General features: G+C 66.3%; 7 protein-coding genes and 1 tRNA gene. 3 read left to right on the forward strand and 5 right to left on the reverse strand.

The window, feature by feature from the left end; all coding sequences use genetic code 11:
* Positions 1-311: hypothetical protein (locus VGQ44_14400; protein HEV8448018.1), on the reverse strand; the 311-nt coding region annotated here is incomplete at its 3' end.
* A 180-nt stretch (positions 312-491) separates the two neighbouring features.
* Positions 492-564: transfer RNA gene (locus VGQ44_14405), tRNA-Lys, on the reverse strand.
* 866 nt (positions 565-1,430) lie between these two features.
* On the opposite strand from VGQ44_14405, the gene VGQ44_14410 reads away from it, so the two are divergent.
* Both VGQ44_14410 and VGQ44_14415 read left to right on the forward strand, forming a co-directional pair.
* A complete protein-coding gene (locus tag VGQ44_14410; GenBank protein ID HEV8448019.1) occupies positions 1,431-1,769 on the forward strand; it encodes a hypothetical protein in 339 nt (112 codons plus the stop codon).
* 246 nt (positions 1,770-2,015) lie between these two features.
* Positions 2,016-2,390 carry a hypothetical protein gene (locus VGQ44_14415; GenBank protein ID HEV8448020.1) on the forward strand — a complete coding sequence of 125 codons (375 nt, stop codon included), beginning with the start codon at positions 2,016-2,018 and terminating at the stop codon, positions 2,388-2,390.
* 36 nt (positions 2,391-2,426) lie between these two features.
* On the opposite strand, the gene VGQ44_14420 is transcribed toward VGQ44_14415, so the two are convergent.
* The gene (locus VGQ44_14420; GenBank protein HEV8448021.1) at positions 2,427-10,991 is read right to left on the reverse strand and encodes a glucoamylase family protein; all 8,565 of its coding nucleotides are present in this window, start codon (positions 10,989-10,991) and stop codon (positions 2,427-2,429) included.
* Between the two features lie 302 nt (positions 10,992-11,293).
* Here VGQ44_14420 and VGQ44_14425 point away from each other — a divergent pair, with 302 nt between their 5' ends.
* The gene (locus tag VGQ44_14425) at positions 11,294-11,830 is read left to right on the forward strand and encodes a hypothetical protein (GenBank protein ID HEV8448022.1); all 537 of its coding nucleotides are present in this window, start codon (positions 11,294-11,296) and stop codon (positions 11,828-11,830) included.
* Positions 11,831-11,912: 82 nt separating this feature from the next.
* Here VGQ44_14425 and VGQ44_14430 read toward each other — a convergent pair whose 3' ends face one another.
* Together VGQ44_14430 and VGQ44_14435 are read right to left on the reverse strand one after the other, a co-directional pair.
* Positions 11,913-12,617: a hypothetical protein gene (locus tag VGQ44_14430; protein ID HEV8448023.1), complete on the reverse strand. Its 705-nt coding sequence runs from the start codon at positions 12,615-12,617 to the stop codon at positions 11,913-11,915.
* 108 nt (positions 12,618-12,725) lie between these two features.
* Positions 12,726-12,951, reverse strand: a 226-nt coding sequence (locus tag VGQ44_14435; GenBank protein ID HEV8448024.1) for a hypothetical protein, incomplete at its 5' end; no start/stop codon positions are given.

Consider the following 12,951-nt stretch of genomic DNA (forward strand, 5'->3'; position numbering starts at 1 on the left):
TTGCCGTTCGTTCCGTACGCGAACTTCAGGTCGAGAATCTCGGCATACTCCTTGGCCTGACCGAGGGCGGCGCCTGGAGTCTTGTAGTCCGCCTTGGCCTCAACTACGGCGATGGGGAAATCGCGGCGGTAGCGGAGCATGTAATCAGCGCGCTTCGGCTTGCCCCGGACAATGCGCCCGCCGACCACACGGACACGGCCCTTCGGATTCGTAAAGTATCGTTGCTCGGCGATACCGAACGGCGCGTTTTCCCAGCCTGCTGCTTGCAGCTTCGGGACGACGTAGGTTCGGCAGGTGTCTGCTTCGTTCATTGGGCGGCAAGGTGGTGGGTCAAATACGGCAGCCAGCGAATCTGGCATTGGCCTCGGCGGCATGCGAGAGACGCGGTTGAGCCCAAGTTGGGGTTTTTTTGGGGTTTTTTTCGCGAACGGCCGCCCTTTCGGGCGGCCGTCGCATTTCAATCGGCGAGTCGTACCAACAACTTATCCCCATGACCCGGGCGGGTCTCGAACCCGCGACCTACGGATTAAAAGTCCGTTGCTCTACCAGCTGAGCTACCGGGTCGGCAATGAATCAAACTTCGCCAGCTTGAACGACTTAGACAACTCGTTGCGCGGGACTCACAGCGCGACTAGCCGGCCGATTGTGCCCGTTGGTGCCCTTTTGCATCGGAAGCACACTCGACGAGCCCTGCGGGTCAACGTGCAGCGCCGCCAACTTCGCTACGCCTTCGGAAAGATCAGCGGCAGCAGTGATCGCATAGCCTCGATAGACCGCCTCGGTCTTGTGTCCGGTCAACCTCATCGCAACTGACCGCGACACGCCCCCGACCCCCCCGCTCAGGTGAGCGCGCGAGATCAACGCGATGCGGCCGCGAGGGTCATGGGCGCGACGACGCTACGCGATTGCGTCGGCTCGTCACCGCCGGCCATCCCTTCCCAAGAAAGACGTGGCGAGAAGCCAAGACGCGCCGACGATCGCCGCGATGACCACCGTGAACAGAATGACGCGTCCGTAGCCCATTCCACGGAACCTACCCGCCTTTTCCAGCTCGAGTGGCGCTCTCTAGCGTGGTCCGCAAACAAGGCAAACAACCGTATGGCGGCCTTCACGACACGGGTGGCGCGCTCATCAGCCGGCGACGGCTGTGTCTCAGGCAGGATTTCACATGATGCCTGAGGATTGTCGACCCGTGTCAGCCGTTTATCGCCCTTCGACTTCTTGGAGAAGCGGGCGAGTTGCGAACATCTGGCGAAACGCTCCGCGACGCGACGCGCCCGCTGAGATGTAAGGCCCGCCAGCCGTCCGTCGCCCGCTCCAGCACTGGCGAATGTCCCTGCTCGAGAAAAAGAGCCTAAGTTACAGCATTGACGGGCGTGGAGCGGCAACATTGGCAGCAAACACCCACAGCCCGAAAGAGAGCGGAGAGTATGCAGGAGAAAATCGTCGCCGTTAGGCTTGAGGCTGGACCGGTGACGGTTGCCCTGCGCGACGCCCGCCTACGGCACCGCGACTTGAAGTACGCCGTTGAGACGTTGGTCTCGCCGGATTCTCCGCCCTGGCAGCGAGTCACGTTGCGGGCCGACAACGGAGAGACGCTGCGCGAGGTGGTCGGACTACTCGCCGAAGAGTTCGGCGAGGCAAAGGTCGACGAAACGATGGCCGCATTCGCAAAGGAAACCAAACCCGACGAACGTCCACGCCATCCCTCGTCGCGTTTTGCCGCCGCGGTGATGCTCGCGTTCATGCGGTTGTGGAAGGCTACCTAGTCCGAGGGACACTCCGCAGTTGACCGTCGACCCGTCGTGCGCGTGAACGCCGCGCCGGCCCGACCTGAATTCTCGCCAACTTTTGAATTAACGTTTGCAGACGCGAACCATTGTCGATGGGTGAGCAGCTATCTTACAACACGCTGGTGAGCGGCCCCGCTGCTCCCTCACGGCATCCTGCGGCGATGGCCCGCACGGCCACGAGCCAACCTGGTCAGCAAGCTCTACATTGCTACGGAGAGCACCATGGATCGGCCCGTTGACCCGCCCGACACCTTTACCGACCGCACCCACGAGGCGAGCGTCGCCGTGGAAGACCTTCGGTCAGCCATCGTGGAATCGCTCACCGTCACGCCAATCGCCGAAGAGTCGTTGCGGCGAGGCGTATGGATGTTCGTCGCCGCTGAGCGGAACGCCGGGACGTCGCCGGGACACGTCATCATGGCTCTCACCGAGTTGGTGGAGGCGGCCAAGATCAATCCGGCTGCCGCCCGCCCGCCGCTGATGCGCCGCGTGATCCTGTGGTGCGTCGAGGCATACTTCGGGCATGTGGGTGGCGACGTCGTCGGCCGCGACGGCGATTCCCTCGGCGATTCGCCGAGGGTCGTGTCGAATCGGTGATCGAGGGACTCTGGCCGACGGGCCGATGTACGCGGCTCAGGCCGGAGTGCTTCTCACCGGGCCAAGAACGATGACCACCGCGTGCTGCTGACCGTCGTCGGTCAGCGCGACCCAACCATCCCGCATCGGAGCTCCGTCGAGAGTCACGGCCGCCACCCCGTATGACGCGCCGTCCGGGTTCCGCACTTCGACGTGGTACGCGCTTGCTCCGTACCGATAGTCGAGCGTGAAGCCGGGCCAAGCCGTTGGGATGCACGGATCGAGGCGAAAACGGGCGCCGAGCTTCTCGAGCCCCAATATCCCTTCCAACGCCACTCGGTACGTCCAACTCGCGGCGCCGGTGTACCATGTCCAGCCCCCGCGGCCCTCGTGTCCCGCCGCGGCATATACATCGCCCGCCACGACGTATGGCTCGACCATGTACGTGCCGGCGTCGGCGGGAGTACGCGCCCGCGAGAAGGGGTTGAGCATCCTCATAAGATCCCCCGCTCTGGTTCCCTCGCCCAGCTTCGTCATCGCCAGCACGCTCCATAGCGCCGCGTGAGTGTATTGAGCGCCGTTCTCGCGAACACCTGGGAGATAGCCCTTGATGTAACCGGGATCCCGCGCCGATCGGTCGAACGGCGGCGCGAGAAGCAACATCAGACGCAGGTCCTCGCGCACCAACTGCTGGTTCACCGCGCGCATCGCGGTGCGCGCGCGCGCCGGCTCCGCCGCCCCGGAGAGGACGGCCCAGCTCTGCGCAATCGCATCGATCCGGCACTCCTGGTCGCCGGCGGTGCCGAGCGCGGCGCCATCGTCGTAGTAGGCGCGCAGATACCAGGCGCCGTCCCACGCCGTTCGCTCCGCCGCCGCCGCGTAGCCGTCGGCGCGCGTGCGCCAACAGGCCGCGCGGTTGGCGTCTCCGCGCGAGTCGGCGTGGGCAGCGAACCGGCGGAGCGTCGCCGTCAAGAACCAGGCAAGCCACACGCTCTCGCCGTGTCCCTGCGCGCCGACGCGGTTCATCCCGTCGTTCCAATCACCTGACCCGATGAGCGGGAGGCCGTGAGCGCCGGCGGTGCAGGCGTGCTCGATCGCGCGGACGCAGTGCTCGTACAGCGAACCCGTCTCGTCGCTCGGCGCCGGCAGGTCGTACACCTCCTGTTCCTCGGCGCGGAGGGCGCGCATCGTGAGATACGGCGCGCGCTCTTCCCACACCGAGCTGTCGCCGGTGACTCGAACGTAGTGGTCGGCGACAAACGGCAACCACGCCAGATCGTCCGAGAAGCGCGTGCGCACGCCGCGCCCCGACGGCTCGTGCCACCAATGCTGCACGTCGCCCTCGATGAACTGCCGTCCGGCGGCCCGAAGCAGATGCGCGCGGGTGACACCGGGTTCGGCATACACGAACGCCATGCTGTCCTGCAACTGGTCTCGAAATCCGTAGGCCCCGCCAGACTGGTACAGCGCCGACCGCGCCCACATTCGACACGACAAGGCCTGATACAAGGACCATCTATTGAATAGCGTGTCGAACTCCGGCTCCGGGGTGTGAACACGAATGACCGACAACCGTGCGTCCCACGCCGTGATTGCTTCGTCGATTGCCTTGACCGCGGACGCCGGCGCGCCGTATCGGTCGATCAGCCAGCGCGCGCCGAGATCGCTCGGCGCCGCACCAAGCAAGATTGTGACGGCCTTCGTCTCGTTCGGCTCGAGCGCGATGTCACACCGCAACGCCGCGCACGGGTCGTATCCAGCGCCGGTCGCCCCCGAGAGCTCTTCCGTTCGCAGACCTTCCGGCGCCGCGAGGTCGCCATTCCGTCCGATGAAGTGATCGCGGCGCGCGGTGAACCCGGTGAGCGGCTCACTGATCCATGAGAATGCCACGCGGCTGGTAAAGTCGGGAGCGAAGAGGTTCTGTGCGAACAACGCGCCGGTCACCGGATCGTGGCGGGTGTGAAGCTGATGCCGCGCCTGTTCCTGGTCCGCGCCGAGCACCCAATCGACGTAGCTCGTCAGCGAGAGATGGCGAGTCGTTTTGCCGCGGTTCGTGATTCGGAGAGTGGTGATCTTGACCGCATCGGCCACTGGAACGCCCATGGCGAGCTCGCTGACGATCGAACCGCGCGTGTGCGTGAAGCGGGTCATGCCAGGACTATGCTCGACGTGATATCGCGGCGAATGTCGCGCGTCGCCAACGGCGGGAGTCGGCCCTGGCGTCGGCGTCCACATGGCGCCGCTGTCCGCATCCTGGAGGTAGATCACTTCGCCGCACGGGTCGGAGACCGGATCGTTGAACCACGGCGTCAGCCGAAAGAAATGACTGTTCTCAGCCCACGCGAAGCCTCCACCCCGCTCGGTGACGCAGAATCCGATCGACGGATTCGCGACGACGTTCGCCCACGGTGCCGGCGGCAGGCGTTCGCCGGCCACCTCGATCTCGAAGGTGCCCGCCTCGGTCGGCCCGCCGTATCCGTTCGCCGGGCGCGGCTCCGGCGACGCATCCGGCTCGCCGAGGCCGGCCGCGATCATGCGGGCGCGCGGGACGGAGGAGGACGACGCTGCGAGCGTTTCGTGGCTGAGAATGTTCGTCGCGACGATTTCGCCGAGCCCGACGCCATCGCAGATCACGTGGATGCGCGCCGTTGCTCGCAGGAGCGCCGTGTCCTCGGCCGACAATGAGTCGGCGCGTCGCACAAATACGCCGCCCGGCTTTTCGAGAACGCCCCCCTCGCCTGACGCCATGGCGATCGTCATCAACTGGTCGTGAAGCTCCTGCGAGTACGAATGCGGTTTCGCATTCAGGATCACCAGGTCCGATCGGATTCCCTTCGTCCGCCAGTATCTGTGAGCGGCGAGCAGTTGCCGGACGCTGGCTACACCGGCGACCGCGCGAATGGTCGCCAGGACGATCGGCCAATCGCCGGAAATGCCTTGAGCCCACAGGGCGGGCTGTCCGAGCTTGACGGCTGCTCGTTCGCTGGCTGGGGCGCGAAGGGCTTCGTGCGGGTAGACGAGCGCGCCCGCCAATTCCTGATAGAGCGCAAGGTCGGCCGGGTCGATGTCGAGGTCACGCACCTCCACTTCGGCCTCGGTCCGCGCGAGGCTCGAAGCGCGATCGGACGCGGCAAGGTCGCGATAGCGATCGACGACGTGCAGCGCGGCTTCGCGCGTGGGCGCGACGCCGGTGATGAACGCGACGGTCGCCGAACGGCCTGGCTCGATCCGGAGACGAACGCGCAGAGCGACGATCGGATCGAGGACCGCGCCGACGCGACCGGACAGTTGGACGCCGTCGTCGAGCGCGTGCGGCGCGTGAACGGTCCGGCCGCGGCCCAGGAAGCGCGCGCGATCCGTCTCGCATGTCACCTCGCCGACTCGTTCCGCACCCGACGCTACCACGTGCACACACCAGGGCCACGTCTCTCCCGCGGCCCGCGAGCGACGACTCGCCAGCAGTGCGGCCGACGGGACCCACTCCGTTTCAACGAACAGCTTCTGAAACGCAGGGTGGGCACGGTCGGCGCCGGGCGGACAGAGCACGATTTCCCCATAGCTCGTCAGCTCGAGCTCGCGGACGACAAGCGATCGGTTGACGAGCGTGACGCGGCGGATCTCCGCCTGCTCGCTGGCGACGACGACGATTTCGGTTCGGGTCTCGACTGGTCCATCGCGCCGCGCGAAGATCACGCGATCGGCGGCGAACGTCGCCCGGTAGCGAGTCGCTTCCGCACCGACCGGTTGATACCCGGCGGACCACAAAGAGCTCTCATTGAGATCTTTGATGTAGATCCACTGGCCGGTGTCGTCCTGTGTGGCGTCGGCCCGCCACCGCAAGACGTCGATTCCGTTCGATCGACTATGACCGCCGCCCGAATTCGTCAGCAACACGCTGTAGCCGGCACCGCCGAGGAGGGCCACGTGCGGCTCTTTGGTATGCGGCGTATCGACGGCATGAACCGCGATGCGGGCCGGCGCCGCCGCCTCGAGAATGGAGACGGGCGCGTCCAGCTGCGGTGTCCGCGGCACGTACCGGCGCGGCACACGCTCATCGAGCAGCAGCGCCGTGGCGCGGACCGAGGCGTCGGTCATGAATCGCCGCTGCCAGATGCCTTCGGCTTCCGTTTCGCCGACGCTCAGCGCATTGTCGAGCGCGACGAGACTCATGCCGATGTGATGCGCCATGAACGTGCGGACCGTGGCCACGCGCGCGTCGGAATCCACGTGCGTGTAGTCCAGCGCGTCATAAAACCCGAACGCGCCGAGCGCGCCGCGGCGCTCGAGTTCGGCGAAGTTTCTCAACGCTTCATGCGCGTCGACCGCCAAGGCCAGCGCGGTGGCGTACGGCGCGACGACGAGATCCGACGCCAGACCGCGCTTCAGCGCGAGATCCGGCACGCCGAAGGCGCGGTACTGATAGGTGTCGTGCCGGTCGCGAACGTTGTAGGCCGACTCGGAGATTCCCCACGGCACGCCGCGCGTGCGGGCGTACGTGATCTGGCGGACGACGGCCGAATGGCACGTCTGATCGAGCAAGGAGAACGGCCTCGGTGGCATCACGAGCAACGGCATGAGGTACTCGAACATCGTGCCGCTCCAGGACACGAGCGCCGCCGATCCGTCCGCGACGGTGAGCGATCGGCCGAGACGGAACCAATGCTCCACGTCGGCATCGCCCTTTGCGACGGCGATAAAGCTCGCCAGCCTCGACTCCGACGCGAGCAGATCGTACACCGAGTCGTCGAGGGTCCCGGACCGCGCATCGTAGCCGATCGCGAAGAGTCGTCGCTGTGGGTCGTACACGAGCCGGAAGTCCATCGCCGCCGCCGTCTCTCGTGCACGCCGCGCGAGGGCGTCGAGTCGAGCGACGAGCGCCGCCGCGGCGGACGACGACGTCGCCACCGTTCTGAGGGACGCGCCCGTATCTCGCTCGGGATCGAGCTCGAATCGTGCGAGCTCGCCGGCCGCGGCCTCCAGGCGTTGGCGCGCCCAGAGCGTCGCCGCCGCCACGGACGCGTCGCCCGCGCTCACCTGAGTGCGTCGGCGCAGCTCGAGCATCGCCGCTTGGTAGGCCAGAAGGCGCTCGCCGACCCAGGCTCCTTCATCGCGACCGTGCGTCACCCCTTCGGCTCCAATCGCAGCCCAGATGCGTCCGTCATCCACCGGCGCGCCGGCGATGCTGATGCATCCTTCGGCGAGCGCGATGAGATGGCCGGCCAGATTCCCGGAATCGACGGTCGACACGTACGGCGGATCGAGCACGCGCAGATTATCTAGAGAATACCAATTGAAGAAATGTCCATGGAGCCGCGGCATCCGGTCGAGCGAGTCGAACGTGCGCTCCAGGCGCTCAACCATCTCCCCGCGCGTGAGGAATCCCAGATCGCAGGCCGATGCGGTGGCGAGCAGCTGCAAGCCGATATTCGTCGGTGACGTGCGTGACGCGACGACCGGATTGGGCGATTCCTGGAAATTGTCGGGCGCCAGCCAATGCGTGTCCGCGGTGACGAAGCGCTCGAAGTAGCGCCAGTGGCGGGATGCGTACCGCAACGCAGCCAAGCGCTCATCGACGTCGAGCACGAGATCGCGCCGAGTCAGCGGGCCACTGAGGGCAATTGCCATCTCCGGGGCGAACAACCAGGCCAACGCCAGCGCGGCCCACGCGCCGGCGAACGTCCACCATGCCCCACCTCTCACCGGATCGAGCACTCCGCGCCAAGCGACGAGGGCCAAGGTTGCCGCGCCCAACAACACCGCCGGCCACATGCGGCGCCACGCGGACAATCTGCTGTTCGCCGTTGTCAGCTCGGTGTGCGATGCGGTTTGCCATTCGAGCATCCGGCGTCTGCTGCCCACCACGCGGAAAACCGTCCGTACGATGGCGTCAGCCGCGAGGAGGGCCTGATCCGGAAGCAGCACGACCGCCAAACCGAGCTGCTGCAGAGCGCGTACTCCGTCTCGCGCCAACGCTCCGTAATACGGGCGCCACGCTTGCTCGCGTGGTGGACGTATGGCGGCGAACACGAGCGGGACGATCCACGGCGCGCTGAACGCCGCGAGCGCGATGATGACCCAAGCGGCGGGCGATCCGGGCAGAAACAACAATCCGGCGACCAGCCAGGAGAACTGAGCGACCGGCGTCGCGCTGCGGCGCATATTGTCGGCAATCTTCCATCGCGAGAGCGTCGAGAGCGGATCGCGGTTCGAGCCGGCAGGGCCGGGCACGCGCGACGTCAACCAGCGGAGCAGTTGCCAGTCGCCGCGGATCCATCGGTGCACCCGGCGCGTCGACGTGAGGTACCGCGTCGGGTAGTCGTCAAAGACCTCGATGTCGGTGGCGAGCCCCGCGCGCGCGAACGTGCCCTCGAGCAGGTCGTGGCTCAACAGGCTGTTCTCTGGAAAACGGCCCTCCGTGGCTCGACGAAACACGTCGACGTCGTAGATGCCCTTGCCCGTAAACGTTCCTTCACCGAACAGGTCTTGGTACACGTCCGAGACGGCGGTCGTGTAGGGATCCAGCCCTGGATGACCGGAATAGATGGCGGCGAACCTCGACTCGCTGGCGCTGGCGAGCGACACGCTCACACGCGGCTGCAAAATCCCGTAGCCTCGCACCACTCGGCCGCGCATCGGGTCGTACTCGGCGCGGTTGAGCGGATGGGCGATGGTGCCGATCAATGCCGCGGCACTCGATCGCGGCAGCACGGTGTCCGCGTCGAGCGTGATGACGTAACGGACGTCGCGCAGCCATGGCAGGTCGCCTTCGGCGACCTCGAACGCATCGTCGGCCGATCCGCGTATGAATGCGTTGAACTCGACGAGCTTGCCGCGCTTTCGTTCCCATCCCATCCACACGTCGTCCACCGCGTTCCATCGGCGCGGACGATGCAGCAAGTAGAATGGAGAGTCGTTTGACGCAGCGCCGTCGCCGTCCCGATTTCCATGCGCGGCATTCAGCGCGCGAATTCCGGCGACAGCCGCCTCGACGATCGCCTGGTCACCGGCCGCCCGCTGCGTCGGCGAGTCGACAAAATCACCGAGCAACGCGAACCGAATCTGGGGATCGCGGTTGGCGAGGTACTGGACTTCGATGTGGCTGAGCGCCCCAGCCACCGCGTCGACGCTTCCGAGGAGCAGCGGCACGACGACGGCGGTCCGGTCGACCTCAGGAACGGCGCGCTCGTAGTCGAGTCGCGGAAGCCGTGACGCGGGGATGAAGAGATTCACGAGCTGGTGAACGATCGCCACGGCGGCGTCGGCGGCCGGGAGCAACGCGAGCACCAGCGCCACGGCGAGCCAGCCAAGCCCGCCCCGGCCGGGCGCGGCGAAGCGCAGCGGCGTGGCCGATGCCGCAACGGCGACCCCGAGCACGATCGCCACGCCGCCGAAGTACGAGGCAGCGGGATACTGGAGCACTTTCTCGCGAAGGCGCGTGCCGGCGTCAACACGGAATGCGCATGCGCGCTCGAATCCGCGGCGGCCGTCGCCGACGAGGTGATACCCCACGTGCCGCGCGCGGGGGTTCCCGCCGATCGCCGCGTCGTCACGCGCCGCTTGCACGGCGGCCTGGGCGACCGCCGTCTCGTCGAGGTTGGCGCCTTTCGCAATCCGTTCCACGGCGTGCCGGTATCGATCGCGCGTCGCGCGCGTCATGACGGCGTACGTCCCGGAGGGATCCTCGCGCAACACCGCCTCGGTCGCACTCGCGGACTCGACGAACGCCGTCCAGTCGATATTGGCGACGAGGCGCAAGCTGGCGATGGAGTTCGCCATCACCAACTGCGTGAGGGCGAGCTCCTGCACCGAGCGCTGCGCTGCATCCTCCACCGTCATCACGTCTTCGGCGACCCACTGCTCGAGCCAGAGGAGCGGAGTGAAATCGGATCGCCGGCTGCGGATCTGCTGCAGGAAGCGCGTCAGGAACGCCGGCGTCAGCTCAGGTCCACGATGCACGAACGCCGAGAGCCCACCGGTGGTGTCGCCCGATCCCTTGGCGGCGAGCAGTCGCGACGCCCACTCGTCGGCGGAGGCCCGGTCGGAAACGTCGCGCGCGGCACGCAACGCCATCCGGCGAACGCTCTCGAGATACCCCATGCGCAACATCGCCGGAATCGCCCAGAGCTCGCCGAGGGTCAGCGTCGAGACGTGCTGGTACTCGGCGATCATGTGCGAAACGCTTTCTTCGTCGAGGCGGCCGTCCGTGTGGGCGATCAGCTCGACGATGACATCGTAGATGCGCGGGAATCCCGCGCGCGGTCCGTCGGTGAGCTTCGGCAGCTCTTGATAGTATCCGGCGGGAAGCGTCGCCCGAATCTCCGGAATTTGCTCGAGCACAATGAAGAAGTTGTCGAGCAACCAGGCCCCGGCCGGTCCCACGTCCGCGCCGGCGGCGGACGCCTCGGCGAGTGTATCGCGTGCGGTGATCAGGACCCGGCCGGTCGCGTCGAGGCGAGAGAGCAGCGGGCCGCGATCGCGCCGTTTGAACCACCGCGGTCGCGGCGAAGGGACCGTGGTGTGGCGACGCGCCAGCTTCCGAGCGTGCGCGGCAAGGCGCGCCGCACCGAACAACGCTCCCTTCATCGGACGCTGATCGGCCGCATCGGCGGCCGTAGCACTCATGCGGTGCGGATCGTGCGTCGCGCGAGGTTCGATACCCAACTCCCTCTCAGGTGGCACGACGCACAAAGGGCCTGCTCGCAATCGGCAGGCCCCTGGTTGTCGGAACTTGTCACCGCGCGCGGCGCGTGTCTCGTAATAATAAACTTACTCTGAACAGCTAAGCGCCGCAATGCCACAGCGACTAGTTTTAGAAAACTGTGAGCGGTGTCTCAACCGCTCCTCCCGCGTCTCTTGCGGCACCGCCGCGCACCGGACTCTCGAGACCGTCTCGGTCAGCGTCCTCCTTGTTCCAGGAGAATCCGATGAGTCTTCACGCCGATGGGTTCGCGGTGAGCCGCGGGACCGCGCTCATAGTATCCGGCAGCCGCCTGTTCATGGCCATCGTCGCCGACATGGTCGCCGATTGCGACCTGGCCGTCGTCTTTCCCCGCACGTCGGAGTCGGCTTGGCTGTCAGTGATGCAGACGCCGCCGGCGCTCGTGATTTGCGACTGCGATGCATCGGCCGCGAGCCTCAAGGGCGTGATCGGCGAAGCGTCGGCGCGGCACGTCCCGTTGCTGATGGCGTGGTCGCGCGATCAACACGAGCACTATGCGCCGGGCCTGTCCCTGCCGGAGCATGTCGCGTGGTTTACGTTCCCCGTCGGTCGCGATGCGTTTCGTTCAACGATCGACGGGCTGCTCGTCCCGGACATCGATTCGGTGCATTGCGTGAGATTGGTCGTCCCCGGGGTGAAGCTGGACGCGGTGGTCCGAGTGCGAACCCCTTTCGTTGGTCGTGTAGTAGGCTACAATTCACAAAATCACACGCTCTCACGCGGCGTGCCGCCGGATGCGTGAGATGGACGCGCACCCGGTCGAACGCCGCGCTCGAAGCCGGGGGCTGGATCCGCCTGACGCCTTGCACTCGACCGCCAACGCCTCAGCCAATGTTGTGGAGCCCGAGGATTCCCGTGAGGATGTTGGCCAAGATCGACGGGGAACCGTTCACGACGGTGCCGTACTGCGAGTGCCTGGCGAACCCGTCCTCGTAACCACGACGGAACCCTTCGCGGAAGTAGTAGTTGTAGTCGCTCTGCGGCAGGTAGTTCCCGCTATAGCCGAAGTTGGCATCCCGATAGCCGTTCGACTGCTGATAGTTCGAGGGCCAGCGGTCCTTGCGATCGGCGCGTCCGGCCTTGAAACCCTGCTGATAGCCGTTGTTCACCGCCTGACGCATCACGTCGGCGCCAAACCGGTTGGTTTCCCGATCGGTCGACCCGACGGTGTAGCGGTAGGTCATCGGCGCCGAGTAGTACGGGTCGCGCTCGACGTCGCGCGGGGTGTTCAGTCGCTGCTGTTGCAGTCGCAGGTTCGCCGCATATTGCTGATTCACGGTGTACTGCGCGCTCCGCTTCTGCTGCTGTAGCGCCGCCGACGCCTGTTGTGCGCTGCGCACCTGGTCGGCGAGCACCGTTTTGTAGGCCGTGTCGCGGCGGCGCTGATCGCTCACGCGCTGCTGCTGTTCTTGCGGCGGTATGGTTTTTGGACCCTGACCGCGGCCGCGACCCCGATCACCTTGCGCATGGGCGACGCCGGCGAGGAGCAGCACTGCGGCGGACGTCGTGAGACGTGTCGATCGTTTCATCGGCTGTTGCCTCCAGGCAACGAGTCTTGGCGAAACGCCAAGGGACCAACCACTCATCTAACGGCATCAGTCGTGCCATTAGCACTATAGCATGTCAGTATTCACAATCTACGCCGCGTGTCGGACCGGCGGGACGAGGTCGCGCAGCACCTGGTCGAAGGCCGCCGGCGAGACGGGAAGCTTGAGCCACCTGACCCGCTCCACCGGCGCGAAGGCCGCGACCGCCGCGCTCTTCTCCGACGCATGGCAAATCACCATGGGCACCCGCCGGGCCGAGCTCTCGACGATCAACCGGTGGACCAGACCGACCTGCGCGTCATAGTCGCAGATCACG

It is taken from the genome of Gemmatimonadaceae bacterium, from assembly GCA_036003045.1.
In the GTDB taxonomy this organism is placed as follows: domain Bacteria; phylum Gemmatimonadota; class Gemmatimonadetes; order Gemmatimonadales; family Gemmatimonadaceae; genus JAQBQB01.

Coding starts and splice junctions, on each gene's coding strand:
- VGQ44_14410 (HEV8448019.1), top strand. CDS start 1,431: ATGCAGGAGAAAATCGTCGCCGTTAGGCTTGAGGCTGGACCGGTGACG.
- VGQ44_14415 (HEV8448020.1), top strand. CDS start 2,016: ATGGATCGGCCCGTTGACCCGCCCGACACCTTTACCGACCGCACCCAC.
- VGQ44_14420 (HEV8448021.1), bottom strand. CDS start 10,991: ATGAGTGCTACGGCCGCCGATGCGGCCGATCAGCGTCCGATGAAGGGA.
- VGQ44_14425 (HEV8448022.1), top strand. CDS start 11,294: ATGAGTCTTCACGCCGATGGGTTCGCGGTGAGCCGCGGGACCGCGCTC.
- VGQ44_14430 (HEV8448023.1), bottom strand. CDS start 12,617: ATGAAACGATCGACACGTCTCACGACGTCCGCCGCAGTGCTGCTCCTC.